The following is a 25,938-nucleotide window of genomic DNA, read 5'->3' as shown; positions in this document are numbered from 1 at the left end:
ATTTATAACCAAATTAACTATAAATAATATTTATAGGTTTAGTCGGAAAGTTAATTGGTTAATATAATTCACCATTGATAAAGTCTCGTTTCATTTAATAAACGAATTATCTATTTCAAGATTATTCGCCCAACGAGACTTTTATAATGAGGATAAAATTAATTTGTACAGTTATGACGGCAGTCATTGCTGCCTTTTCTGTACAAGCGACCACTTTACCTGCGCCAACTTGGCATATGATGACTTTTATTGATGGCAGTACAAAAGAGCTGCGATTAATGGGGTCACAACATATGTTTTGGTACCAAGACCATGATGGACACCTGTATATTCAGGATCCAGATAATCAATGGTATTTTGCTAAATATGTAATGAATGATAACGGGGTAGGAACGGTTATTTCAACTGGTGTACTGGCTTCGAGTGGCGCTGAGGTCCCCATTGAATCAAACATCAAAAATTTAAAAATCGACCCAATACACGTCAATGAATCTTTTGACTCGCCGGCTGCAAACCACAAAAGATTTACTCCGAGACAAAGGCAACGATCATCATTATCTAGTACTTCAAATAAAAAGCTCACTGAGCAGGCTCTGTTGGTTGTACAAGTCAGTTTTTCAGACGAACAGATAGAGAATGATTTTCAGTCGACGATATTTGGTGAAAATCAGCAAAGTGTTCAAGATTACTTTCTTAAAAATAGTTACGGGAATTATAAAGTTGTTCCAGCGAAAGAAAGTGAAGGGACTAAAAACGACGGTGTTATTAATGTCACGTTGGACATAGATCACCCTAATTGTCATTCCAAGTCTGAAAGTAACTGCCAAACTAAACTCAATAATGTGTTCAAAAAAGCTTATGAAGCACTAGACGTTGACTTTAATCTTTCTCAATACGACTACAACAATGACGATAGTATTGCTCCTCAAGAGCTGTCCGTCATGTTCGTCTTTGCGGGTAATGACAAGTCAAGTGGTACACAAAAAACGCCTACGATTTGGCCGCATAAGTTTGCCCACAGAACTGTCGAGATAGATGGAAAGCGCATTAGCGCATATTGCCTCTTCGCAGATTATCAGGATGATCATCAATCGACCATGGGGGTTATTGCCCACGAGCTTGGGCATTTGATGTTAGGGCTACCGGATTTATATTCTTATAAGCATGATGGTTCAATTGGGCATTGGGGGCTAATGGGAGGCGGAAGCTGGGGAAGTAAACCCAGTGATCAATATGCCGGAGAAACGCCGGTTAACATGTTGGCGTGGAGTAAAGAGGCATCCGGATTTTTAAAGCCGAAAGTACTCTCCAATACCGGTCGTATCGAAATAGACACTATAAAGGGCGAAGGAGTTATTCATCTTGATCCTTACCTTAAACAATTTGGACCGCGTGCTTACGTTGAAAATAGACGTAAAAGCAATTATGACCAAGCGCTTCGTGGCGAAGGTTTGTTGATTACAGCTGTGAATATCGATAATCAATTCAACAGTTCAGGTCCGATGCAAGTGCAGGTATTCCAAGCCGATGGAGAGGGGTTACTAGAAAGCGGTTTTTCTTCTGGAGATACTGGTGATGTCTTTCCTGGTAGAGACTCGGTTACCAACCTCTCGGATGATTCAGAACCTTCCTTAACAGCGATTACTGCTGGCAGAAAAACAGATATCACAATAACAAATATTTCTAGCGATGATGCCAAAGCGAGTTTCTCTCTTTTGGTTCCAAACTCAAACAACAAATCGTCTTGGGTCACTTCTTTCGGAAGAACCTACCCACGTTATAACGCAAATATTAATGTTCTTGGCTTCCCCATAGATGTTGTCAAAGGAAACCAAGATATTGCAGGAATACATTTTTACGCGAAAGCAACGAGCGTCGCGATGCCGATGTTTTATCGTCTAGTCGAATACCCATACCAATCCATATTTGGCAATGCAGTTATTGATGAAAGCGCCGCTCGATTGTTACACCGAGGTGTAGCTCAGCAAGACGGTGGACAAGTCATTTTTGATGAGAAGATCAAGCTTGGCTTGGGCTTAAAGCTGATTGTGTTAGAGATTGAAAATGGTACTCCGGAATACTCTACTCAGTTTTTGGACGCATATTTAGGAGATGGACAAAGAAAAAAGCAATTTTCAGGTACGATTTCTGATTATAAAACGCAAGGCTTGGGGCGCGCGTTCGGACAGAACTTCCCTTTTGCACTGCTTTTTGAATTACCAACTACAGCCAAACCTATTGCTGTCGACGATAAGATTTCTACCGATGAAGACATTCCTTTTCTGCTTAACCTACTAGCGAATGATATCAACTTACCCAAGCCAAATAATTATTCAATTGAAATCGGGCAGAAGCCAAAAAAAGGCGTGATAAAAGGTGAGACATATTACCCTTTAGCTAATCAGTTTGGTCGTGATAGCTTTACGTATCGTCTGGTAGATGGGCGAGGAGAGGAGACGGACTTTGCGCGTGTAGACGTTGATATTAAATCAGTGAATGATGCTCCCGAGTTAACGCTCGATAGATCAAATGCTAAGTCTGAGCCTGGTGAAACGGTGATATTCAAGATCACTAATATTACAGATGTCGATTCTTCAGAGCATCAAATAACGTGGTCTCAAGTTCAAGGTCCAAGGCTGTCGCTGAGTGATTCACAATCTAAAGTACTTAAAGTAACAATCCCTAGTGATGCTGCTGAAGGGGAGCAATATAGGTTTGTCGTTCTAGTGCAAGATTCATTAGGAGGTTATGCAAAGCAGTCTGTAGTGGTTGATGTGCGAAGAAAGCAAGCGTCATTATTAGGCACTAAATCGCTACAAGTAAAATATGGAGATGTAATCGATCTAATCCCTAATATTAATGAGGAGGTTTACACATTATATATATTGGACTCTCCACGTAATGGTATTGCAAAAATTGTAGATAGTAAGATTATTTATAATGCACCCGCTCAACGTAAGTTAGCTTTATATGACACTATTAAATATAGGGTTTTATCTGCCGATGGAGGCGAGTGGATAGGTTCGTTTGAAATTGAGGTGCTACCGAATATTTCAAATGAATCTGCTGTAACAGCAACTCAAAGCGACTCGTCAGGAGGAAGCTCCTCACTGCCTCTTATTCTTATGTTGTGCTTGCTCCTTCGGTTACGACAGCGCCGATAGAATAAAGTGAAATGAAAGAGCTATATTTTTAGCTCTTTTTTATTCGCCTACAAACATGAGTCAGCGCAAAAATGGAATGATTTGTCGCATTTCTGATTCTGGACTTACATTAATAGGTGTTTAGTTTCATTTGAGTGCAACATTGATCACAAAAATGGACAATGGTTCAATTGAGTGACTTTCGAGCTTTAGCATTATAAATGATGAATATTTACATAAATTTCAACGATTTTCGGTAATCAAAAGGTGGTGGGTGCATAGGTTTTGGTTATAATTGTGTTTACTGTCATTTGTCCGGGAAAGGTGTTGTGTAAGGACTTTGGTACGAGAATGGCACAAAATATGTTGTTTGTAAAAGCACATAGGGATTTGTGAATCAGTTGTTGGTTGCGATAAATGTATTTATTTGTATAGGTGCATATAAACATTATTTATGAGTATATAAATAATGTTTTTTTGTATCTGTATGACACTATTGTTACTTTTACGCTGATTTTTAATAAGAATAATTAATAAAAGAACGCAACATCGGGGTAGTTTGCACCATGAAAAACGTCAACAGGTCTATCGACGTCAAATATTTAAGAACATTTTCACACGTTGCTAAGCACAAAAGTTTTACTGCGGCCGCTGAGTCTTTATTTATGACACAGCCTGCGGTATCTCAACATATTAAAAAAATAGAAAGTACAATCGGGGCAAGTATTTTCGATAGAAAAGAAGGATTTTTACTCACTAAACATGGAAAAGTATTACTCGATTATGCAGACCAAACAATGTCTATGTACGAAAAGTTGTTTGAAGATCTGGAGAAGGTAGAATTAAGAGATCAATTCAATATAGCGATTGCCGAATCATTTTGTTTCGATATGGTTGAGCGTGTAATCAATGAATTTAGAATGTTGAACAATATAGATTTGTCCATAAACAGTTTTACGAATTCTTCTCTATTGGACTCTTCTCGTTATGATTTAATATTCACGATGGATCGGATTTCACAGGAGAATGGAAAGTCCTATCAACTAAAGACGGTTAATTACGTTATCGCACATTCAAATTCTCTTGACCCACATGAGTGTTATCCACAGAGGGTTGTATTTTGTAGTTCTCTACCCAAGTCCTATGTCCAAGAGCTACTTAATGACTATAATATTGATTCTTCACATGTGACCAGTTGGGTAAAAACAAGCTCATGTCAGTTCCTAAAAAATGAATTGGATACAAATGGTACCATTCTAATTTTTCCTGAGTGGGCTGTATGTAATAATAATTGTAAGACAATACCGTTACGTCAAAAAGTGAACATGTATGTTTGGTGTAGTGACGAAATTTCACAAGAGTTAGAGACGCTAGGTATTAAAGATAAGATTCAGCAATTGTTTCAAATTAGTGACATTTCGACGCCTGAGCTGAAATATAGTATTATGTAATTAGTTTGATAATATTGATACAGTGCTAAAAATGAAACAACTTAGAGCAATAGGCATCCCGTAAGGGATGCCTTTTTTATAGCTATCAAACCCCGCTATTTTTCCTATTACGTACATAATGGAAACTAAGATACCACCAAGAAACCCTATAAAAATCAATGTCATTGTAACCAGTTCTGGTTGTATGCCAATGATTAATGCAAAAAGTAACTTCACATCCCCAGCCCCAATTACTCCCAGATACCAGAGTATAAAAAATACTATGAAGCACAATGCTGCGGTGGGTAATGATGACATTAAATAGCCGTTATATAACGCGACGAAAATACTAAATGCTAAAGCTATTTTATTGAGGTTGTTTGGTATTTTTCTATACTTCCCGTCAAAAAAACATACAAAAAGTAATATTGATAAATTTACAGAAATTAAGGTGGAGTAAATTAATAAATCTATGTTCATAAATATAGAGTATAGACAAGTATTAGCTATATCAACATAAATTGGATTTCTGATTCTTATACCAGCATAAGAATGGCTTATATTGCTAAGATAAGTTTATGTTATGTGTCCATAATAACTATTAATTGGATGTATATTTTTATATCGAGTAAATTTCATTTCGCAATTTCAATTAGACCCAAGGTCGATATACTTTTAGAGGATTACCATGTACTACAAAACTTTAGCAAAATTGGCTGAACTAAAAATGAAGTTCGAAGATGATATTCGCGGTGTTACGGCTGTGGAATATGCAATTATTGCGGTTGTAATGTCGGCTCTAGTATTAGCGGCATTTCAAACTGATACGCTTAAAGATGCTATCACTGGTGCATTAGGTAAAGTGACAAGCAATTTGAAAGGTGCTACTGCTACTCCAACTAAGTAAAGGTAGCTAAACGGCCACTAAGAATAATATATTAAGGGGCTTTGCCCCTATTTTAGGCTTAATATGAACAGAACTATCATTCTTCTTCTTGTTGCTTTTTCTATTTTTTCCACATTGATTTATATCAATATTAACTATATTTCAGCTGATGAAGAACCACAGGAAGTACAGCAGAAGGAAGAACCCAAGGTCAGTGTTTTAGTTGCTCAGACAGCAATTAAACGTTCTCAACCGTTGGCTCCTAAATTTTATGACAAGAAATTTGTTCATATATCTGACTTAGATGGTTACTACTATACGTTAGAAGATGACCTTATTGTTGAACCTGGTGCTCTATTTAAAGAAGACATCTCCGAAGGCACATACTTAACACAAGATATGATCTCCAACCCTGGAGACCGAGATTATATGTATTTGTCATTAAATGACGGTGAATTACCGTATTTTTATGAAGTTACCGGTATCGGAGTGGTACAAACTGCAACGCTTACTCCTGGTGACAAAGTTAGCTTTGTTTCCACAACCTCTTCAAAATCGAATTTAGTTGAGAACGGGTATGGTGATATCGGTGATCTCGTTAGCCGAGTGATTATTAGTGGAGCTCGTGTGCTGCAGGTAATAAAAGGCAGCGAAGATACTGATTCAGAAGATGCCGAACACAAAAAATACAGTTTAGTTATTGCATTAAATATGCGCAGTGTTTTGAAACTCGAAATGGCTCAAAAAATCGGTGATGTGAATATCATTCCATCTGAAATCGAGAATCGCTATTTATCTATTCGCAGCAGTGATCTTTTAGAAACTCAGTTCGGTGTTAGAGAATTACGTGGTAAGGAATAACATGACTTTAAAGAACAAAAATATAGCCTTGCTATTGTGCGGGATTCTTTCATGCCCATTACTCGCATCAGAATTAATGAACTTGGATCAAGGCGCTGCGAGAACGATTAATTTGAAGCGACAGATATCAACAGTATTTGTTGCGAATCAAGAAATAGCTGACTACAAAATTATCGATGAAAACAAGGTTGTGGTTTACGGTGTTGGCCAGGGCACGACTTCCGTGATTGTTTATGATCGCGGTGGAAACGAAATTTACAATGCTGAATTGGTCGTTAATCAAAGCTTGCGACTATTGAAGCAAACGTTAATCGCTAGATTTCCTGATGAAAACGTTGTGGTTTCCAATGTTGGAGACCAAGTCGTGTTGGATGGTATTGTCGGTAGTGAAGAGATCAAACAAAAGATTAATCGACTCGTCGGGGAAATGCTGAAGAAAGATCGTCGCCGCGCTGCTTATGAATTAAAGGATGCCGACGGTGAGGCTTTAGATGAGCTGGAGTACACGGCACAATACAACTACGACCAAGTCATTAACAATTTAAAAGTTCTCACCACTGAACAGATAAATGTAAAGCTAACGGTTGCAGAAGTTTCGAGTTCTTTTCTAACCGAACTGGGTGTGACATACAGTGATAGTGGAGAGCCAGGTACTTTTGTTAATAAGCTCCTTGATTTTACGGCTCAAGACATTGTTTCTGTTATCTCTGCAAGTGGTGATGACAAAATCGGTCGTGTATTGGCAGAGCCAAACCTATCTGTTATATCGGGTGAGCAGGCCAGTTTTCTTGCGGGTGGTGAGATCCCAATTGCGGTACGAGACGAAGACGGAATTACTATTTCTTACAAAGAATACGGCGTTAAGTTAGCCATGGTAGCCAAGGTTACTGACACGGAAAACATCCGCTTAACTTTGATACCTGAAGTCAGCTCTATTGATGAATCGAACAAAACAACGACGGGTCTAATCTCGGTCCCTTCTTTGCGAACACGACGAGCCCAAACGACGGTTCACTTAAAAGACGGTCAAAGTTTTGTACTAGCTGGGCTTTTGACATCAGAAGAGCGTGAATCGTTAACCAAGATTCCAATTTTGGGAGATATCCCAATCTTAGGTGCGCTATTTAGTCACACTTCCACAAACCGCTCTAAAACTGAATTGATCATAGTTGCGACCGTAAATCTGGTTGATCCCGTTGAGCAAGAGCAAGTCAAGTTGCCAAGTTTTAGACGCACAAGTGATCTTGAACGACTTCTAAGAATTGACCTCTCAGAACTCGATGAGCCGGAGCTTGAAAACACGATAAACCAAGGAGGGTTCAACTAATGAGATGGATCGTTATTACTTTAATCGCTTTTATTGCTTCTGCTTGTACCCACGTTGATACATCCAACTCTAGTGTAATAGAGCAATTAGAAGAGCGTTTTGAATTTGATATGGCGAATGGTGAAGATTCAATGTCTCGCTCTGTGGCCTTTATCCGAGAACTCAATGCAAGAGAGCCGAAAGCTACGTTCTACGTTAAGTATAAGCCTGATGCGAGTGAGTTTGTCGCTAAGTTACGCGATAGATTCAAATCAGAATCTATCGCGAAAGACCGATATAAAGTGGAGCTTGCTGATAATGACCAAGAGAAAAATATCCTGATCATAGGCCGATATGTCCGAATTAAAAGCAGTGATTGTGGAGTGATGGTGTTCTCGCAACGAGAAGATTATCAATTTGGTTGTAGTGTTGAGCATAACCGAAACATCAGCTTGGTTAACCCAATTAAGAAGGCGAAATAACTATGGACTTGGATATCTTGTTTCGTACTTCGTCTTCGAAAATGAAGTCGACAGTTGAGGCTACCGATCTGATCGTTTCAGACGATAGAGCTTTAACCGAATCGATCCATGATTTATATGCGATTGAAGGGTTCCCAAAACCGCTTGAAGTCACTGATATTGATTTAGATGGTATTTGGAATCAGTCAAACATCAAGCTTAACCATGTTGTGCTCGATCTTCGAAGTGCTTCTAATGTTATTGAACAAGTCTCCGAGATTTCGATTCGTTTAGACGTGAATATATCTTTGCTCGTCCTATGCGACGTCGACTCTATAAAGCTGCGTAATCAAGTGCATGCTTTAGGTGCGACTTATGTGTTATGGGATTCAGAACTTGATTCGTTACTTGCGGCAATTAAAACGACGCAAGAGGGAGAAAGTGCTGTAAAAAAAACGCGCGTTGCTAAACGTATATTGGTTTTAGGAACCAAAGGTGGAATCGGTGTGTCTTGCATAAGTTCCGTTTTAGCGCACTCCTTAGCAGAGCAAGCGAATTTAAAGACACTGCTAGTTGATCATGATTCCGGAGCGCTAAACAGCGATATTTATATTGGTGTAAAGGGCTTGAAAGCCAAGCACAACAGCATTGATTTAAATCAGATCGATATCGACAGTGCGATAGCAAGAACCTATGTGCATGGTGTTAAAGAGAAGCTAGATTATTTGGTTCTCGAGAAGAATGTCGCTTGTCTTTCTGATCATGCATCTACGTTGTACAACCTTTCCAATCAACTGATTGATCAATATAACTTTATTATCGATTCAGCGCCGCTGTCTTGCTACGAAGAGATGCACGATCAGGAGTTATCAGATAAGTATCACCGTATCTTTATTGTTTGCGAACCTTCGGTCTCTTCATTGCGTTCATATAACTCGTTGAAAAAGAAGATTGGCAAATCTGAACACCAGGTTATTTTCAACCTGAATAGGCCCGCGAAGGATTTCATGGTGACACTTGCAAGTGCGAAAGAGCGGATCAAAGCCAAAGATAGCATTGATTTTATGTATGAGCCGTCATTAGAAAAGATAGTGGTTCAGCAGGGGATTAATGAGTTACTTAAGTCTAAGTCATCGACGGCCGTTTTGAGCATGGTTGCCACGTTAACAGGCAAGAAAATTAAAACCAAATCACGCTTCAGTTTGTTTAGAAAATGAATCAATTAAAAGAAATCTACATCCAACTTCGGGATGAAATCTTCGATGCGTTGGACGCAGCGACACTTGTTGAAATAAGCAATCAAGAGCTAGAAGAGCAGCTTAAAGACTCGGTCAATATTCTTATTGATAAGAAGCAGTTGCAAGTGAGTTCATTGAAACGTGTCGACTTAGTCAAAGCATTACTCGATGAGTTGAAAGGCTTAGGGCCACTTCAGGCTTTAGTCGATAACGATGATATATCGGATATTATGATCAACGGGCCATCGGATATATTCATTGAAATCAATGGCAAAGTTGAACAGTCTCCGATTCAATTTGTGAACGAGAAACAGCTCAACACTATTGCTAAGCGAATCGCTTCAAATGTGGGGCGTCGTATCGATGAATCTAAGCCGCTTTGTGATGCACGTTTGATGGATGGCAGCCGTGTTAACATCGTGATACCTCCACTTGCAATTGATGGAACTTCTATCTCTATTCGTAAGTTCAAAGAGCAGAAAATTAAGCTTGAGAACCTCGCAGAGTTTGGTGCTATGTCAGTTGAGATGGCTAAGCTTTTGTCCATTGCGAGCCATTGTAAATGCAACATATTGATATCAGGCGGTACGGGTTCAGGAAAAACAACGCTACTCAATGCACTGTCTGGGTTTATTGGTGAAACGGAGCGCATCGTTACTATTGAGGATGCAGCTGAACTGCAGCTTCAAAAACCTCACATTGTGAGACTGGAAACACGACAAGCAAGTGTAGAAGGGACGGGAGAAATTACCGCTCGAGACCTTGTGATTAACGCCCTTCGTATGCGTCCTGACAGAATCATTGTTGGTGAGTGTCGTGGTGGAGAGGCCTTCGAGATGCTTCAAGCGATGAACACGGGCCACGACGGGTCGATGTCCACATTGCACGCCAATACACCGCGAGATGCGATTGCTCGTACAGAAAGTATGGTGATGATGGCTACTGCCAGCCTGCCGATATCGGCAATACGCAGAACTATCGTCAGCGCAGTCGACCTTATCGTTCAGGTAAAGCGTCTCCATGATGGTAGCCGTAAGGTGATGTACATCTCTGAGATTATCGGTATGGAAGGAGATAGCGTGGTGATGGAGGACATTTTCCGTTACGAAGCTAGTTCCAATTTCAAAGATGGCAAGATGGAAGGTGAGTTCCGAACGCCCGGCTTATCCACACGTTCTGTCATTTATGAACGCGCAAAATTCTTTGGTTTAGAACAAGCGGTAAGGGAGATCTTTACATGACCTTAATCCTGATTGCGTCATGGGGTGCATTGTTAGTTTACTTCGTTATCTATCGCTCTCGCCAAGACAAAAAGCTGAGTAGTTTGATTGAAATGGAAGCTGAATTCGAAGGGGTAAAAGGCGTTCGCTCGGTTATCGATTCGCAGCAGTTTGAAGAGAGTTATAAAGCTAGGCTTAGGAAAAGTTACAAGAAGATAATAAAGGTCTTCCAGCCCAATATGTCTTTGAAGCTGATCCTATTTATTAGTGTGTCGGCATCAGCGGTTTATGCCATTAACGAGTTTTTCTTACGTCAGGATTACGTTGTTTGCTTGATTATTGTTGAGCCTATTTTGTTCTTCGTTTTTTACAACAAGCTAAAGCAACGGCAGATGGATCGTTTTAAAACAAACTTTCCGGATGCTTTGAATATCTTGAGCGGCGCCATCTCATCAGGCCAAAGTATTATTCATGCGTTCGAGTATGTAGGTAAGCAGCTTGATAATGAAGTAGGCAACGAGTTCAAGTTCATGGCTGAGCGTTTGCTTATTGGTGAAGACCCTGATGACGTGCTTGAACGCAGCAGCAATACGTTTCCTTACTTAGAGTACTTTTTCTTTGCCTCAACGATACGAATCAACTTAGCTCGAGGCGGTCAGCTCAAAGATGTCATCAATAAGATTAACCGACTTATGTTTGACTCTAGAGCCGTTGAGAAAAAGAAAAATGCATTGACCTCTGAAGCGCGAGCTTCGGCAAAAATCATTGCTTGTTTACCAGTTATATTCTTGATCATTCTAAAATTTACTAGCCCGGAGAATTATAGCTTCGTTATGTTTGAGGAAGCAGGGCAGCCGATTTTTTATTACGTTCTAATGAGTGAATTATTAGGTTTCTTTTGCATTTGGCTGATCCTGCGAGGTGTCAATTAATGGGATTTGAAACGGTTTTAATTTGGGGCGTGATATTTGTTATATCGATGGTGTTAGCAACCTATTGCTTGCGTTTCTGGGATAACACGAGAGCAAATATAGAAACTCGTAAAATAATTGGCTCAACACGCGAAGAGCAAAAAAGAACGGATTTATTCAAGGCTCTTTTATCTCGAATTAGTTTCAATAAAGACGAAACAAAACGAAAGTTAGTCGCAGCGGGTTTTTATAGTGATTTCCTCGCGGATGCCTATTACTTATTAAAAATCATCCCTTTTAGTATTTGCCTAATATTAATTGGCTTCGACTTTTATAACGGAGAAACAGAGGTGATATTCGCTCTGTTATATCTTCTTGGGGCTTTGTTGGCGTTTGTCATCGCGCCAGATTCCTATGTGTCGGCTCGAGGTAAAGCCAATATTAAGCACATCAGTTCAAGGTTGCCTTTTTTACTCGACCTTATGAATGTATGTGTTCACACCGGCATGACAATCGAATCCAGTTTGGAGTATCTGGCCAAGGAACTTCACTCGGTAGACAGCAATCTTGCCCATGTTGTCAGAGTCACTGTGGAGCGGTCGCGCTTAGTAGGATTAGAGAAGGCATTAGAGGAGTTTTATGAGCTTGTACCTACCAGCGAATCGCAGAGCTTTGTGATGACCATGGTGCAAAGTCTTCAATTTGGCACATCTGTTGGCCCTGTACTGGCTACGTTAGCGACGGATATTCGAGAACTTAACATGATGGACTTGGAAGAACGGATTGGAAAGATGGGGGCAAAAATGTCTATTCCATTGATCGCTTTTATCATGGTTCCGATTGTTGTTCTCATTGCGGCCCCAGGTATTTTAAGGATGTTGATGTGATAAGAAAATTTGTATTAGTCGTTATTGCTATGGTTCTAGTTTCTGGTTGTACAGCCGTTAATAACCAACTTGATACTAAAGAGCAATTGCTTATTGGATCGGGGGATTCGCAGAAGCTCATTGAGTTTTATAAGGCAAATATACAATCCGACCCTGTATATAAAGTCAAACTTGTTAATTTGTATTTAGACCTTAAAGATATTAAATCGGCTGAGCTATATAGGAATACCTACAGTGACAGTGACCTTGATGATCCAGAATATATTTTAACCAGCGCTCGAATTTACTATCAGAAAAAGAACTTTGAGCGCGCATTAGAAGAGTTAGACAAGTATAGAGATGAAGGCGGAGCTGAGTATGAGTACCAACTTCTAACTGGAAAAATACTAGCTCAGCAAAAACGATTTTCTGAAGCAATTGAGCATTTCGAGGAAAGTCGCAAACAAGGCGCTTCAGACAGAGAGGCTGGTAACAATATCGCTGTTGTTAAAATAATGCAGTCTGATTATTTGGGCGCGACAGACATTTTATATGACCTTTATCTTTCAAATCCGAATGATCAGAGAGTGAGTTCTAACTTGATTCTATCTTCGGTTAAATCTCAGCGACCGGATATCGCGTTGGAAGTTCTAAAACATTCGAATAGTGATGAGCAGGCTCACAAGCAGCTATCTGCATTAATGAGGTCAATATCTAAAAGCAAAGGGAAGAAGGCCGTGACACAGTCAACGATAGAAATGGAACAACAGCTTATTGGTTCTCAAGTTAATTCAGGTGGCTTTGTCGCACCGACATCGCGAGTCAGTAAATTGGATACGACTGGGGATTTTCAAGCTTCTAGACACAGTGTCGATGGCTCGGTGCTTGACCCAAGAAAACTTAAACCCGGTGCAAAACCTATTTATCGAGTACAAGTGTTAGCGACGTATACGGCGATTCCTTCGGATTTCTTGAATTACTTAAAAACAAATTATGGCTCTGTTTATTCGTATACACATGGATTGTGGAAGCGCTATTGCATTGGTGATTTTAATGACTTAGATGAAGCGAAAGCGTTCTTAAACAGTATCGATATTAAGGGAGCATTCGTTGTTGATTACACCAAGAAAAGGTATGTCCGACTATGAAATCGTTTAAACGAAAGCAAAGGGGGTCGTTGACGGTTGAAGTTGCCATGGGTATTCCGATCTTTCTGGCTATTGTCTTTGGATGGGTTGAAATCTGTATTTTGACCTTCTCAATGAGCATGACTGACCACGCATTAACGACAGCGGTGATGCGAACAAAAAAAGCGGGCGACTCGAGCAGTAGTAACTCTATTAACTACGGCCAAATGATCAAAGACGAGTTGGACAAAGCGGGCGGATCTTTGTGGAGCAACGTAGTCAAAGAGGGGAGTGTAGTTATTCATGTTAACTATTTTCGAGACTACGAGGGATTTTTGAAATGCACGGATACTTACGCTTCCGCTGATAAATGCCCAGATAGGAAAGATGAACCGGAAGACATGGCATTGGCTGTTTACGCTTTGGAATACACCTATGATCCGATTGTATCGATATGGTTCCCAGATATGCCTATTAAGCGTGAAATTATCACTATTCAAGAATATGAAAGATGTTCATTCAAAATTGGTCAGGGAGCGGGTTGTGCAAGTTAAACAAAAAGGTGCATTTGCTGTTGAGTTGGCGATGGTTTTGGTCTTTGCGTCAGGGATCTTTGTTGTTGTCGTGAACCATATGCTAGCCATCAATAAAAAGGGTCAACTCGACAGAGCTTCTTATTCATTGACCACCATCTTTGCTGAACGAAAACAATTGTTTAATGCCAATATGGATATTTGTGCGGGTGACTGTCGAAAAACAGAACACAACGCGTTTGTGATTGCTTCTGCTTCGATGAAACGAATGATTCCAAACTTTGATAAAAACAAATTTGGGATGCGTATTGACGAGATAAGACTTGAAGAAACGGCTTTATCCGGAGGGAAAGTGAATTATCGAAGGGTTCAAAAGACTCTGACCAAAGGGAGCATACACGGATGTGACTTTCCAGACATGGGCGATATCACCAAAGAAAAAGCGATAGAAATACTTCCTATCACATCGCGAGGCCGCCGATTACCCATGTATCAGGTGTCTCTTTGTTATGAAATCCCAACTAATTTGATTGGGATCGCCAACGGAGAGGTTTTTCGGCTTGTAAGTACATCTTATTCATTTGCGAGGGTTTAAGGTGAAGTCGATAAAGAAAAACCAAGGTGTCGCCGGTATTTTGTTCGTTGGTCTATTGCCTATGATGGTTATTTTCATGGCATTTTCGATGCAGATGTCTCAACAGATGCTAGCACATACAAGGTTATTGGAAGCCGCAGAGGTTGCCAGTTTAGCACTTATTGCGAGCCCTAAAGAGGACGAAGAAAAGAACGTAAAGTATGCTCGCTATTTGGTCGATAGATACGTTGTTGATAACACGGATGATGTTGATGTTGCGGTGTACACCAGTAAGTGTGAGTACAAAGATGGCTGCGTTCAAGCCAGTGGTGAACTTGCTCCGTTTAGTGACTTTGTGGTGAGTGCTACCGCTAAATATACATCTTGGATCGCGTACGAAGAGATGAACTTAAAACCGGAATTTTCGGTGAGTGGGCGAGCAGTCACGCGTAAGTATCTGCCTCAGCCTGTTGATGTTTACTTTATCGGTGATTTTAGTGGTTCTATGGGTTACTCGTGGAAGAACGGCAAAATGAAGCTCGATGTCGTTAAAGAGACCATTAAACGAGTCGTCGATGATATTGAAGAGTTTAACACGGAAGAAAAAAGCCGAGTTGCCTTGCTCGGGTACAACCCGCTTCATGTTAAAAAAATAGACAAGATTGTACGAGTTAACGCCTATGGCTATAGTGCTTCATGGCGAAAGAAATACGTTTATGACTACGCTCGGAACTCTCCTGCGACAACGGTTAGACGAATGTTTGATAAACCAACCTTGTATAATGAGATCATCGAACCATCGTATGGAATGAGTCGATATGAAGTAGAGAGACTTTATAAGCGAAACAATGATTTTGATGATGACTACAAGTTTTATGATATTCCACTGACTGAAGACTATGACAACTTTCGAGCTCAGTTGATGAGCGCTCAGTTGAAAGCTGGTGGAGGCACCTCTTCTTGGAACGGGATCATTGCAGCGGCACAAGAAGCCAATAAGGCGACCAACCTTAATCCTGAACAAGTGTTTATTGTATTATCTGATGGTAGAGACAACGACGAGACTTATTTACAGAAATTGGTGGATCAGGGGTTATGTAAAAAGCTGCGATCAACCATTTCAGCGAAACAAAATCGCTTCCAAAGTAATGCGCCAACTGAAGCTGAGAAAACGAAAGTCACGATGGGCGTCATTGGTATTAATTATAAAGTGGCAGAAACCGATGGCTTTGGAGATTGCTTTGGTAAGAAGAACATCTATCACGCTAAAGATGGCGAAGATGTATACAAATACATTTTGAATTTGATTAATGAAGAAACCGGAAAACTAAAGGATTAACATGAGATACCTAGTGATTTTATCTACGATGCTAATGTCTCCATTGGGCTATGCAAACTGCTTGGGTGATGTTGGCGAATACGTCACTTCGAAAATGTTGGTGTCTTCTCATACTGTTACGACACAAGTGACTGGGAAGCTGGTAGAGCTAAATGAGAAACCTCAAAATGAGGTGATCAATAGAGAGAGTGAAGTGATTCAAATTGGAGCTCAAGATGATGTGTGTTTCTATGATAAAGCGACGCAATCCCTGGTGCTTAATTACCCAACTAATGTGTATCAATTGGATGAAAGCCACAAGCAAGTATTAGGTCAGTACCTTAGCTTAGTGAGTGATAAGTCCAAGATTTATATAGAAGGTCACGCAGATAGTGTAGGCAGTAAAAGCTACAACAAAGCCCTGTCATCTCGCCGTGCCGGACAAGTGGCGAGCTACTTGAAGAAAGATCTTCACCAAGGAAGTCGCATCGTTGAATATGCTTATGGCGAAAGCGCACCTATTTGTAAGGTTGTGGACAACAAGGCAACAGGTTGCAATCGACGAGTTGTGATAACAGTTAAGTCGTAATGGGTTTTGTTTTCATTGTCTGTGTTTTTATTATTTGGGCTGCGATATTGAGCGGTGTATAAAAAAGGGAGCCCATTTGGGCTCCCTTTTTTGATTCATCGCGTTATTCGCGAGCTTGATGGGATCAACTGACAGTTATGCCGTTGGTTCTGGTCGCTCTATTGTCTCAACCTGAATTGGTGCTAGATCCTCACACAGCTCATCGTAAGGAATAGGGCGAGAGAAGTAATAGCCTTGCATCAAGTCACATCCACATGCCTTGAGAATAGCGAAGTGCTCGTTTGATTCTACGCCTTCTGCCAATACCACCATGCCGAAGTTCTTACCGATTGCGATGATGTTTTGCACCATAGTTAGTGACTGCTGATCGATAGCAATGTTCTCAATAAAGCTTTTATCGATCTTAAGTTCGTCGATAGGGAGTACTTTCAACATGCTGAGTGATGAATAGCCTGTACCGAAATCATCTAAAGAGATCTTTATATTCTTCTCTTTGAGGGCTTCAAAAGTCGGTTTCACCAAAGTCACATCTTCAATGAACAAGCTCTCCGTAATTTCTAGCGTTAAACAGTTAGGAGAGAGTTGATACTTTTCTAGTGTCGTGAACAAGTGCTCAGAGAAGGATCGATGAGAAAACTGACGCACTGATATGTTGATCGACAGTCCGATCTTTTGTTCCGTTGTTCGATGCAAGTGGGCGATTTGCATAATGCTAGATTCAATAATAAAAGTGCCGAGTTTTTGCATCAAACCAGTGCTCTCCGCGACCGGTATAAACACATCGGGTGGAACAAACCCTAGCTCGTCATCAATCCAACGAACCAGTGCTTCTACACCGTGAATGCTTTCATTGGCACGAACCAGTGGCTGAAATACCATGAACAGAGTTTGCTTTTCGATGGCGATACGTAGCCGTTGTTCTACTTTCATTTTGTAGAGGTGAGCGTCTTGCATGGCTGTGGTGAAAATGCTGTACGAGTTTTGCTGCTGCTTCGCTTTGTACATGGAAATGTCGGCAGAGCGGAGCAGACTATCGAGATCTTTTCCGTGTTCAGGGAAACGCGCAATACCGATGCTACAGCCCAACAAGAACTGAGAATCTTCGACCTCATAAGGTTGGGAAAGAACTTCGATAAGGCGTTCCGCCAGTCGTTTAATCTCGGTCTCACTCGTCATCGGCGTTAAAAACAAAAACTCATCACTGGATTCTCGTACCAATAAGCTGAGTCGAGAGCGGAATCGCATCAAACGCAATGCGATCTGTTTGAGCACCTTGTCACCGAAGTCGTGCCCGTGGGTATCATTGACACATTTAAAGTTATCGATATCGATAAACAACAGCGAGAATTGCTCTGACTCATCCTCAATCCATTTACCAATGTTTCGGCGCATGTATAAGCGGTTTGGTAGAGAGGTTAATGGATCATGGTTAGCCTGATAAATGAGTTGGCTACGAGTGCGCTGTTCATTCTTGGCAATCGACTTAACCAAAAAGTAGAAACCAAATTGAAGAAAAATAAAGGCAACGAAAAGAATGCTGAACTCTTGTATAAATATGCTATCGACGTGAGTTAGATCCGTACGTCCAATCACCCATAATTTGTAGTTTGGGATGTATTTTGCGCTCATTAAAGAGTGGTATTGTTCATCGTCGACGACAAAAGAGTAGGTTTCTTGCCTATTCATTGCCTCTTGCACGCTGATTCCGAAGTGGTCGGTAAAGATCCGTGCAATACGTTGTAGGGCATCTTTGCCTACTGGAGAGGAATACGCACTCTCAGATTCGATATCACTCGAATAAAACTGGCGATAACTGTCTGTTCTGATCAGGCTTAGTGTATTGAAACTTCCGGCGTGAGCATTATTTTCAAATACGATCGTGGCGTCTAACCGTAGCCCTGCGGTCATTACTGCATCGATTTTCTTACCATCGATCGAAATGGATTTTCTCAGCGGGATAACCAAGCTATTCAACGATTCTTGAAAATAGGTACGGCCAAGCACCATGCTACTGCTTGATAGGGCGTCTAAAAAGGAGTCTTTCGTTGGTGCGTATTGCAGCAAGTTCCTTTGATTCGCAAGTTGGAGATTTGAGCTGATCGAGAGGTAGTCACCGTCGGTGTTCAACAAGCCAAACGCTGCAATCGCAGGGTGAGTATCTAGCAGTTTATCCAGTATTGGTCGAATTTGAATGGAGGCAGTACGAGTGAAGTCAGACTGCTGGGCGAGTTGGTGCCCAACCACTTCAAGCAGTGCTTCTTGACTGGTCAAGAGTGAGCTTACAGAGCTAGAAAAAAGCTCGACTTGAATATGTTGTTGTTGGGTGAAGTCATCTCTGTTGGCTTGCCATTTAGTTACGCCCAACGCGGCGAAAAGTATCAGGGTCAGTAGTACGATCAACGCGTACAGCGACCAGATATTTTTCTTAAATAGAGCCATGAGATGCCTTTTGTTGGTTACTACTTTTAACAGAGTGCAAGTGAAAAACTATTGGGTCGTCAGCGTGATTCATGTAACGAAAGATACAAACATCAATGATGACAGTATCAATGATTAAATAGTGTAACGACTACGAGCAGAGATTCTTGAGTGAAATATTATTATTCACCGCATTGATAACGATTTACCCAAGGTTAATCACGGTTTATGGTCAATAAATCGCTATAGATTAAAAAGCAACCGAGTAAATCCAGATTTGTTTTCAAACGACGTAGCATTACCGCAAAGCAAAAAGCTTACTGTGTGAGACGTTAAGTCATCACTACGAGTAAGCTCTTTATGCATGCGCAGTATATTCTAACAGTGGCAGTAAGCGAAGTTGAATTACTTTTTAGTCACAGCGATGGGTAATTTCTCGTTAGCGCCCCATTCAGTCCATGAGCCATCATAAACACCCATTTCACCTGAATATCCGGCCAGTTTAGCGGCCAATAAAATGATGCAAGCCGTCACACCAGAGCCACAGCTAAAGAACATAGGTTGAGAGGGGGTTAAGTTTAGGGTCGAGAAAATGTCAATTAACTCTTCTTGAGGTTTCAATTTACCTGCATTTAAGACTTGTGCGAATGGTAGGCAAATGGAGTTCGGAATATGCCCGCTGCGTAAGCCTTCTCGTGGTTCAGGAACTTCTGAATCGAAGCGAGCTTGAGAGCGAGCATCGATAATGTTTGCGCTCTTGTCAGTAGAGTAACTTTCGATCTCTTGAGCACTTACAAAATAGTTGTCTTGAATGTTACCTTCGAAATTTCCTGGTGTTACTTCAGCACGGTACGATGTGTCTGTCGTGTAGCCAGCTTCAACCCATGCAGGTAAGCCGCCATCTAAGACGTATACGTCGTTGTGCCCCATCGCCATAAACATCCACCACGCACGAGGGGAAGCAAAGGTCCCTGAGTTATCGTAAACCACAATCGTACTGTGTTGATTGATGCCAATTTCTTTTGCGCGAGTGTTAAAGTGCTTTTCAGACGGGAACATGTGAGGAAGCAGGGTGTGCTTGTTGCAAAAGTCTTTGTCGTAATCAAAACGAATAGCCCCAGGAATCATCTGTCCTTTGATCTTTTCTGACTCACTTGGAATTTGGAACTCGATACTGGCGTCAAGGATGACGATGTTGTTTTTTTCTAGTAAACGTTGTTGAAGTTGTTCTGGTGAGATAAGCGGCTGATTCATTATTGTTATATCCATTCTCGTTGTTTTAGCGATTCTTTTTGTTATAGCAAATACAGTGTTTTGGCGATTATGATTGTTTTAGCGAATACCGTTGTTGTATTGATGACTACTGTGGGGCTCGACAGTGGATGAACTGATAACTGCTTTGTCCGGTTATTTGATTGTTTAATGTATCAAGCGCGACCATAGAATCAATAGGGCAGTCTGTGGTTGGAGCAATAGAGACGCGAAATACTTCATTATCTTTTGTTTGAACGGTGAGATAGCGTCTGTGTCCATCCAAGGATTGGGTGAGTGTGTTCGAAATCACTTTGGCTTGAATGCGTTGTCCTGTCTCGGATGTTAGCGGGAAGTAGGTGAGGATTAATAATATCCCTACACCGCACATCAATATAAATAGACCTATTTTTAACTGTTTCATGAGAGTAAGTCTTTGAAGGTTATATTGAAAATATAAGTGAGATTGGCGATAAAGTGAAATGTTACAGCCTAAGAAAACGGAAACAAACGCTAATTGAGGAAAACAAAAAAGTGAGCATTTCTGCTCACTTCCTAATTATATTTAATCAATTTTGAATCGGTTTCGTCTTAGACCTCGTTAACGACAAGTTATGTGCCGCTAAACGGGTTACTGCCAGACTATCTGAGAATCACCGCTGGATACCACTTGTTGTAATGGAGGTTGACCGTCGTAGAACCAGATCTCTATCAAGAGTGCATCATGGTTTACAGGTGCTGCAAAGTTCGAGGCGAAGACGCCATTGTCTAGTGGCCCTGCAATGACTTTACTTGAGTAATCTGGCTTCAAGGTTGAGTCATCTCTTGTACTAAAACGGCTATAAACAGTCACAAAAGAGCGGTCTGTCGAGATGCTGCTGATATCAATATCCAGGTCAAACTGTTCTACAGAGCTGTAGTCAAACCCGTCTGGCACCACTAAATCAGTCATCGTGTAGCTTTGCGCTGCTACCGCGCTTGTCGCTGGAGATGGCGAAGGAGATGGTGTTGCTGCTACCGGAGTCGACGGCGTTGCAGATGTCGAGGGGGTAGATGGCGACGGAGTCGATGCACTGCTGCCGCCACCACCGCCTCCCCCGCAACCGGCTAGTACCAATGGTGCTGCAGCTAAAATAATGGCCAGTGATTTCTTCATGTTCCAAGTGCTTTGTGCAGACATACGTTTTTCCTCAGAGAGATTGCGACTTGAATCAGCGCAATGATTGTCTCGATGTTGTTTAGTTTGAATAGTCATGACGTCTCTCCTTACGGTTCGTAACGTTGGTTGTCTGCAGGCGATTGGTACCATGTTTGGTTCGTTTCACCGCCGGATTCTGCGTATTGTTTAAACTCAGGGTAAGCGGTAACAACATCCACATACTCTAAAGGCCACTCCCATTCGTCATCAGAAGTCACGATTAGAGCCCAAGGGTGGTTTTCTGCTGTTTTGAAGTATTTACCTGTTGATGGGTCACTGTCATCAACGCCTAATCCAGATTCAAAGAGGTTAGCGGTATCAAACGCTTCGGTTGGAGCTTGGTCAGGTAAGTGAACCTCCCAGCTGCGTCCTGGATGTAGAGGTAGGTTTTCACCGTGATAATAGCCAGGCGTTGCGAAAATGAACGGGTCGTAAGGCATATCGGTCCAACTGTCAGTACTTACACCGTCGCCAGCTAAGCTAATACCGATTTGGAATGAGAACTGCTCATCCTCTTTACATCCATTACTAGTGCGGTAGAAGGTACAGCCAGTACTGATTTTTTCTGTCAGGTCATTGGCGATGACAAATATGGCTTCACTACGTCCATCTTCCAAATCGAGGTCAGTGAATACACCATTGTGTTTCATGTAAGAGTTACCATTACTCACTAAGCTCGGGTCTAAGTTAGGAAGTCGAACAGCAAAACCATTTCTGTACGATGCTCCGACAGCTGCTAAGCGCCCGTCGATAGTGGATTTCACGACTTTTCCATCTTTAAGTATCTCGGTAATGCGATACATAAGAACAGCGTCATTCATGTCGTAGTCGGCTTTGTATGGCCAGTTATCTTCGTATGCGAGCGTGGCGTAGCCAGATGCGCTTGGGAAGTAACGAGCCGTGGCACCATCGTTAAGAACATCCACTTGAACATCGACCACCTCACCAGAGGTAGAACCGCCAAAGTAACTTAGGTTGGTTTGTTGACTGAATCTAAATCGAGCCCACGTAGTACCGGTTAGTGCGTTGATGTCAACATTAAGAAACAGTTCGTTTTCCCCTGCATCTAACAGATAATCTGTAAACACTTGCTCGTTGGCGCCATCGAAGCTGCCATCTTGGTTCCAGTCTATCCAAGCTGACAGGTAACCGGTTGTTGAAGCTTCAATCACCACTTTTGAATCAAGCCCGGCTTCAAGTGCGGTTACAAAACCGATACCACCGTTTGCCCACTCATCATCAATGCCAACACTCTCATCAGATTGCGGAGTTACGTAGCCATCGAGGTCGGCATCCGGTGCATTTGTACCTAACCAAGTTACGCCATCCAGTTCATGTCGAGGACCGTTACTTGCCAGTAGCGTTAGGTAACTGTCTGGTGCATCACCGAAGTCGATGTTGGAATCTTCATCAACCACAGGTGCATTCGCACAACGAGCACCATCATTTTGACCAGAAGCTGGACCATTTGATACGAACTCTACAGCAGGAACGATACCAGCAGCGATATTGGCAGCGTTATCTGGGGATAGGTTGATACGGTAGATCTTACCGTCTTGGTTTCGAGATACGTAGTAGTAGCCGTTTACATCGAAATAACCTGCGCCGAATGTACCAGTCTCTCCGGTATCACCGATGTAAGTTTCTGCACCTGTGGTTGGGTTGATGCTGTATAAACCGCCAGAATTGTTATCGATGCCGTATAAAGAGCCATCACTTGGGTGGAAGGCAAAATCAGTCAGTTTTATTGTCGCTGGGCTTCCCGCTATTTTGTTAACCGTAACGGTCGCATTCGGATCGCTATCTAGAGGGGAGAGGTCGACAGTGAATAAGCCTTTGCCTGTGCGATAAAGGTAGTAAACGTGGTCATAGACGTCGCCTACATAAAAGGTGTGATCGGTTGGTAATCCACTGGTATTGATGACTTCCGCTTGGAAGTCTTGACCAAGGCGTACTAAGCGTTTGTTAGTGGTGTCGTACCCGTAAATGTATCTGTCTTCGAAATCAAAACCGACACCGTTGATGTTGGCATCCATACCTGTGTCGTCTTCTAGTAGGGTTGTCGAGCCTGTTACCAGGTTTACGCCCCAAACTTCAACAGGTTTTGACTGAAACAAATAAGCCTGACTTGGGCAGGTATCAAATGGGGCTGCATTAGCGACTAGCGGCGCACTTAATAGCAAACTTAACGTTGTAATTCTCATATCTACATCCTTGTGATGGAAGGTATGTATTCTTTTACAAGTTACGTGCCATTTTTAAATTATTGATTTTTAATGATTTTAATTTCGGGCATTGGTTTTTTTATTTAGTTCTCAAAATGAGAATTCAAATGAAACTTATCTCTCATGGAGTATCTCAAATTGATAAAGTGATTTGAAATACTGGTGTCGAGATATAAAAAAGCCCTGACTTTGAGTCAAGGCTTAGATTTTCGAGATGGTGAGCTGTGATTCAGTCTATCCGCACACAGAACAACTCGGCATCTTCATTAAATTCATTTCTCGCCAACTGTGTGACATAGCATCGAGAATCAAAAGCTTGCCTTGCTTTGGTTGTCCAAACTTAGCAATAACCTTGATAGCTTCTAAAGCTTGAGCGGCGCCCACCATACCGACAACCGGAGCCATAACGCCAGCTTCGACACAGCTAAGTGTTGCGTTGCCGAACAGAGCACTTAAGCACTGGTAGCAAGGAGCGTTTTCATCTTGGTATGTGAACACACTAATCTGACCTTCCATGCGAATCGCAGCACCAGAAACCAGTGGCGTTTTTGATGCGTAGCATAAGCGGTTAAGCTGATTACGCGTTTCCACGTTATCGCTGGCATCAAGAACAAGTGAGTGTGCTTCAATTAACTTCCCAAGTGTTTGGTCATCAAGCCTATGATCGAAAGTTTCAATCGTCAGATGAGGATTCAATACTTGCAAAGACTCTGCGGCTGAATCGACTTTCTTCTTACCAATATCAGCATCGGTGTGAAGGACTTGTCGCTGCAGGTTTGAAAGCTCGACAATATCATCATCGATCAATGTCAGCATACCAATGCCTGCTGTCGCTAGGTATTGAGCAGAAGCACAGCCTAAGCCACCTGCACCTAACACTAAGATTGAGCTCTGTTTCAGTGCTTCTTGGCCTTCAAAATCAAACTGTTTAAGAATGATCTGGCGGTTATAGCGAAGCATCTCTGCATCAGAAATAATTTCCATCAGCAAGCCTCGTTAGTAAAGCGTCGAGTTAAACAGTTGAATTTGAACCGTTTCACCGACTTCAACACGACCACGTTCGCGCTCAAGTACCACAAAGCAGTTTGCTAGGCTCATTGAGCGGAAAGCACCGGAGCTTTGGTTACCTGTTGTTTCTACTACAAATTGACCGTTTTCAATCGAGTAAATTCCACGTTGGTAATCAGTTCGGCCTGGGCCTTTTTTGAATGCAGACTTAGTGATAGCCGGAATTGATTCTGGCGCTGTCCACGCTGTGTGACCAGCCAATTTAGCCAGCATAGGCTGAACCAACACGTACATTGTCATCATTGCTGATACTGGGTTACCTGGTAGGCCACAGAACCATGCATTATCCAATTCACCAAACGCGAACGGTTTACCCGGTTTGATAGCGAGTTTCCAGAAGCCGATCTGCCCAAGTTCTTCAAGAATGTCTTTTGTGTAATCGGCTTCGCCAACACTTACGCCACCGGAAGTCACGACAACGTCTGCCAATTCTTGTGCTTTTACAAAGGTCTCTTTTAGCGTTGCAGGACAATCAGGAATAATGCCTAGGTCAATCGCTTCACAACCAAAAGCTTCAATCAGCGGTTTAATACCGTAGCGGTTACTGTCGTAGATCTGACCATCTTCAAGAGGCTGACCTAAAGGCTTGAGTTCGTCGCCCGTAGAGAAGAAAGCGACTTTAGGCTTGTGTGCAACAGTCACATGGCTGACACCCAGCGAGGCAATCATTGGAATATCGCGAGGCGTTAAACGCTCACCACGGCTCAGAACGATATCACCTTGCTTGATGTCATCACCCGTAGGGCGAATGTTATTGTTCAGTTTGATATCGTCTTGCTGAATTTCAATGCCCGCATCGGTTTCGCGAGTATTTTCTTGCATGATGACCGCATCGCACCCTTCTGGGATTTTAGCGCCTGTCATAATGCGAATACAGGTATTGCTTGGCCATTCGCCTTCAAACGGTTGACCCGCAAAAGATTTGCCCGCCAATGGCAGTACTTTACCGTTTTCTAGGTCCGCTAAACGCAGCGCGTAACCATCCATTGCTGAGTTATCAAAAGGAGGTACAAAAATAGGGGAGAGTATGTCTTCAGCAAGAACGTAGCCCAATGCATCCGCCAGTGGCAGAGATAAGGTTGTTTGGATTGGTTTGATTGGTGACAGCAGCTTATCTAGTGCTTCTTCAATTGGCATTAAGCCCGGAGCATCGCAACAGCCCATAATTGAAATCCTTTGATCGTTATTGTTTTGATTTTGTGGTTAGCAATGGTGGTTGAAAAGTGATCAGAACACCTGATTAGCCAACGAAATTGCAGCCACTCTAGCACAGTTTAGCCCCCGTAAATAATGACCTCCCTTAAAATATGGGTGT

General features: G+C 41.8%; 23 protein-coding genes. 15 read left to right on the top strand and 8 right to left on the bottom strand.

What is annotated here, in order from left to right; genetic code table 11:
- The first annotated feature begins 146 nt into the window (after positions 1 to 146).
- The gene (locus BCT34_RS22005) at positions 147 to 3,164 is read left to right on the top strand and encodes a M6 family metalloprotease domain-containing protein (protein WP_076650821.1); all 3,018 of its coding nucleotides are present in this window, start codon (positions 147 to 149) and stop codon (positions 3,162 to 3,164) included.
- 545 nt (positions 3,165 to 3,709) lie between these two features.
- A complete protein-coding gene (locus tag BCT34_RS22000; RefSeq protein WP_076650820.1) occupies positions 3,710 to 4,594 on the top strand; it encodes a LysR family transcriptional regulator in 885 nt (294 codons plus the stop codon).
- Here the strand turns inward: BCT34_RS22000 and BCT34_RS21995 are convergent, their stop codons facing one another.
- Complete coding sequence (locus BCT34_RS21995) at positions 4,595 to 5,053, bottom strand: A24 family peptidase (RefSeq protein WP_076650819.1); 459 nt, start codon at positions 5,051 to 5,053, stop codon at positions 4,595 to 4,597. It abuts the gene before it with no gap.
- A gap of 208 nt (positions 5,054 to 5,261) precedes the next feature.
- Between BCT34_RS21995 and BCT34_RS21990 the strand changes: the two genes are divergently transcribed.
- The 13 genes from BCT34_RS21990 to BCT34_RS21930 all read left to right on the top strand — a co-directional run bounded on the left by BCT34_RS21990 (position 5,262) and on the right by BCT34_RS21930 (position 16,463).
- Positions 5,262 to 5,480 (top strand): Flp family type IVb pilin, encoded by a 219-nt coding sequence (locus tag BCT34_RS21990; protein WP_076650818.1) that lies wholly within the window; start codon positions 5,262 to 5,264, stop codon positions 5,478 to 5,480.
- A gap of 63 nt (positions 5,481 to 5,543) precedes the next feature.
- Positions 5,544 to 6,320 (top strand): pilus assembly protein CpaB, encoded by a 777-nt coding sequence (locus BCT34_RS21985; protein ID WP_076650817.1) that lies wholly within the window; start codon positions 5,544 to 5,546, stop codon positions 6,318 to 6,320.
- Between the two features lies 1 nt (position 6,321).
- A complete protein-coding gene (locus tag BCT34_RS21980) occupies positions 6,322 to 7,647 on the top strand; it encodes a pilus assembly protein N-terminal domain-containing protein (protein ID WP_076650816.1) in 1,326 nt (441 codons plus the stop codon).
- Positions 7,647 to 8,108 carry an ATPase gene (locus BCT34_RS21975; RefSeq protein WP_076650815.1) on the top strand — a complete coding sequence of 154 codons (462 nt, stop codon included), beginning with the start codon at positions 7,647 to 7,649 and terminating at the stop codon, positions 8,106 to 8,108. The genes BCT34_RS21980 and BCT34_RS21975 overlap by 1 nt, the downstream gene beginning before the upstream one ends.
- Positions 8,109 to 8,110: 2 nt before the next feature.
- Positions 8,111 to 9,304, top strand: a complete 1,194-nt coding sequence (locus BCT34_RS21970) for an AAA family ATPase (protein ID WP_076650814.1) — start codon at positions 8,111 to 8,113, stop codon at positions 9,302 to 9,304.
- A complete protein-coding gene (locus tag BCT34_RS21965; RefSeq protein ID WP_048659968.1) occupies positions 9,301 to 10,566 on the top strand; it encodes a CpaF family protein in 1,266 nt (421 codons plus the stop codon). The genes BCT34_RS21970 and BCT34_RS21965 overlap by 4 nt, the downstream gene beginning before the upstream one ends.
- Positions 10,563 to 11,477, top strand: coding sequence for a type II secretion system F family protein (locus BCT34_RS21960; protein WP_076650813.1), 915 nt, complete (start codon positions 10,563 to 10,565; stop codon positions 11,475 to 11,477). Before BCT34_RS21965 ends, BCT34_RS21960 begins: the two co-directional genes overlap by 4 nt.
- The gene (locus BCT34_RS21955) at positions 11,477 to 12,343 is read left to right on the top strand and encodes a type II secretion system F family protein (protein WP_076650812.1); all 867 of its coding nucleotides are present in this window, start codon (positions 11,477 to 11,479) and stop codon (positions 12,341 to 12,343) included. Before BCT34_RS21960 ends, BCT34_RS21955 begins: the two co-directional genes overlap by 1 nt.
- Positions 12,340 to 13,470: a CDC27 family protein gene (locus tag BCT34_RS21950; protein WP_083702740.1), complete on the top strand. Its 1,131-nt coding sequence runs from the start codon at positions 12,340 to 12,342 to the stop codon at positions 13,468 to 13,470. Before BCT34_RS21955 ends, BCT34_RS21950 begins: the two co-directional genes overlap by 4 nt.
- Positions 13,467 to 14,003 carry a TadE family protein gene (locus BCT34_RS21945; protein WP_076650811.1) on the top strand — a complete coding sequence of 179 codons (537 nt, stop codon included), beginning with the start codon at positions 13,467 to 13,469 and terminating at the stop codon, positions 14,001 to 14,003. Before BCT34_RS21950 ends, BCT34_RS21945 begins: the two co-directional genes overlap by 4 nt.
- On the top strand, positions 13,993 to 14,577 hold the full coding sequence (gene tadF, locus BCT34_RS21940; protein WP_076650810.1) for a tight adherence pilus pseudopilin TadF: 585 nt from the start codon (positions 13,993 to 13,995) through the stop codon (positions 14,575 to 14,577). The genes BCT34_RS21945 and tadF overlap by 11 nt, the downstream gene beginning before the upstream one ends.
- A gap of 1 nt (position 14,578) precedes the next feature.
- Complete coding sequence (locus BCT34_RS21935; RefSeq protein WP_131828346.1) at positions 14,579 to 15,895, top strand: VWA domain-containing protein; 1,317 nt, start codon at positions 14,579 to 14,581, stop codon at positions 15,893 to 15,895.
- Position 15,896: 1 nt separating this feature from the next.
- A complete protein-coding gene (locus BCT34_RS21930) occupies positions 15,897 to 16,463 on the top strand; it encodes an OmpA family protein (protein ID WP_017077523.1) in 567 nt (188 codons plus the stop codon).
- A 135-nt stretch (positions 16,464 to 16,598) separates the two neighbouring features.
- Here BCT34_RS21930 and BCT34_RS21925 read toward each other — a convergent pair whose 3' ends face one another.
- From BCT34_RS21925 to moeA, 7 genes are all read right to left on the bottom strand, one after another.
- Positions 16,599 to 18,902, bottom strand: a complete 2,304-nt coding sequence (locus BCT34_RS21925; protein ID WP_076650809.1) for an EAL domain-containing protein — start codon at positions 18,900 to 18,902, stop codon at positions 16,599 to 16,601.
- Positions 18,903 to 19,286: 384 nt separating this feature from the next.
- The gene (locus BCT34_RS21920; protein ID WP_076650808.1) at positions 19,287 to 20,135 is read right to left on the bottom strand and encodes a sulfurtransferase; all 849 of its coding nucleotides are present in this window, start codon (positions 20,133 to 20,135) and stop codon (positions 19,287 to 19,289) included.
- A 106-nt stretch (positions 20,136 to 20,241) separates the two neighbouring features.
- Positions 20,242 to 20,556: a hypothetical protein gene (locus BCT34_RS21915; protein ID WP_076650807.1), complete on the bottom strand. Its 315-nt coding sequence runs from the start codon at positions 20,554 to 20,556 to the stop codon at positions 20,242 to 20,244.
- A 207-nt stretch (positions 20,557 to 20,763) separates the two neighbouring features.
- Positions 20,764 to 21,387 carry a hypothetical protein gene (locus BCT34_RS21910; protein ID WP_076650806.1) on the bottom strand — a complete coding sequence of 208 codons (624 nt, stop codon included), beginning with the start codon at positions 21,385 to 21,387 and terminating at the stop codon, positions 20,764 to 20,766.
- Positions 21,388 to 21,398: 11 nt separating this feature from the next.
- Positions 21,399 to 23,534, bottom strand: coding sequence for an LruC domain-containing protein (locus BCT34_RS21905; protein WP_076650805.1), 2,136 nt, complete (start codon positions 23,532 to 23,534; stop codon positions 21,399 to 21,401).
- A 255-nt stretch (positions 23,535 to 23,789) separates the two neighbouring features.
- Positions 23,790 to 24,539 (bottom strand): molybdopterin-synthase adenylyltransferase MoeB, encoded by a 750-nt coding sequence (gene moeB / locus BCT34_RS21900; protein ID WP_076650804.1) that lies wholly within the window; start codon positions 24,537 to 24,539, stop codon positions 23,790 to 23,792.
- 12 nt (positions 24,540 to 24,551) lie between these two features.
- Positions 24,552 to 25,787: a molybdopterin molybdotransferase MoeA gene (moeA, locus tag BCT34_RS21895; protein ID WP_076650803.1), complete on the bottom strand. Its 1,236-nt coding sequence runs from the start codon at positions 25,785 to 25,787 to the stop codon at positions 24,552 to 24,554.
- Positions 25,788 to 25,938: the final 151 nt, after the last annotated feature.

It is taken from the genome of Vibrio sp. 10N.261.45.E2, assembly GCF_002875705.1.
GTDB lineage: Bacteria > Pseudomonadota > Gammaproteobacteria > Enterobacterales > Vibrionaceae > Vibrio.
The sequence above is the reverse complement of the archived record's forward strand: the minus strand, read 5'-3'. Positions and strand labels throughout refer to the sequence as shown.

Excerpts from the sequence above, each read along its gene's own strand:
- BCT34_RS22005 (WP_076650821.1), top strand. The coding sequence starts at position 147 with ATGAGGATAAAATTAATTTGTACAGTTATGACGGCAGTCATTGCTGCC.
- BCT34_RS22000 (WP_076650820.1), top strand. The coding sequence starts at position 3,710 with ATGAAAAACGTCAACAGGTCTATCGACGTCAAATATTTAAGAACATTT.
- BCT34_RS21995 (WP_076650819.1), bottom strand. The coding sequence starts at position 5,053 with ATGAACATAGATTTATTAATTTACTCCACCTTAATTTCTGTAAATTTA.
- BCT34_RS21990 (WP_076650818.1), top strand. The coding sequence starts at position 5,262 with ATGTACTACAAAACTTTAGCAAAATTGGCTGAACTAAAAATGAAGTTC.
- BCT34_RS21985 (WP_076650817.1), top strand. The coding sequence starts at position 5,544 with ATGAACAGAACTATCATTCTTCTTCTTGTTGCTTTTTCTATTTTTTCC.
- BCT34_RS21980 (WP_076650816.1), top strand. The coding sequence starts at position 6,322 with ATGACTTTAAAGAACAAAAATATAGCCTTGCTATTGTGCGGGATTCTT.
- BCT34_RS21975 (WP_076650815.1), top strand. The coding sequence starts at position 7,647 with ATGAGATGGATCGTTATTACTTTAATCGCTTTTATTGCTTCTGCTTGT.
- BCT34_RS21970 (WP_076650814.1), top strand. The coding sequence starts at position 8,111 with ATGGACTTGGATATCTTGTTTCGTACTTCGTCTTCGAAAATGAAGTCG.
- BCT34_RS21965 (WP_048659968.1), top strand. The coding sequence starts at position 9,301 with ATGAATCAATTAAAAGAAATCTACATCCAACTTCGGGATGAAATCTTC.
- BCT34_RS21960 (WP_076650813.1), top strand. The coding sequence starts at position 10,563 with ATGACCTTAATCCTGATTGCGTCATGGGGTGCATTGTTAGTTTACTTC.
- BCT34_RS21955 (WP_076650812.1), top strand. The coding sequence starts at position 11,477 with ATGGGATTTGAAACGGTTTTAATTTGGGGCGTGATATTTGTTATATCG.
- BCT34_RS21945 (WP_076650811.1), top strand. The coding sequence starts at position 13,467 with ATGAAATCGTTTAAACGAAAGCAAAGGGGGTCGTTGACGGTTGAAGTT.
- BCT34_RS21930 (WP_017077523.1), top strand. The coding sequence starts at position 15,897 with ATGAGATACCTAGTGATTTTATCTACGATGCTAATGTCTCCATTGGGC.
- BCT34_RS21925 (WP_076650809.1), bottom strand. The coding sequence starts at position 18,902 with ATGGCTCTATTTAAGAAAAATATCTGGTCGCTGTACGCGTTGATCGTA.
- BCT34_RS21920 (WP_076650808.1), bottom strand. The coding sequence starts at position 20,135 with ATGAATCAGCCGCTTATCTCACCAGAACAACTTCAACAACGTTTACTA.
- BCT34_RS21915 (WP_076650807.1), bottom strand. The coding sequence starts at position 20,556 with ATGAAACAGTTAAAAATAGGTCTATTTATATTGATGTGCGGTGTAGGG.
- BCT34_RS21910 (WP_076650806.1), bottom strand. The coding sequence starts at position 21,387 with ATGACTATTCAAACTAAACAACATCGAGACAATCATTGCGCTGATTCA.
- BCT34_RS21905 (WP_076650805.1), bottom strand. The coding sequence starts at position 23,534 with ATGAGAATTACAACGTTAAGTTTGCTATTAAGTGCGCCGCTAGTCGCT.
- moeB (WP_076650804.1), bottom strand. The coding sequence starts at position 24,539 with ATGGAAATTATTTCTGATGCAGAGATGCTTCGCTATAACCGCCAGATC.
- moeA (WP_076650803.1), bottom strand. The coding sequence starts at position 25,787 with ATGGGCTGTTGCGATGCTCCGGGCTTAATGCCAATTGAAGAAGCACTA.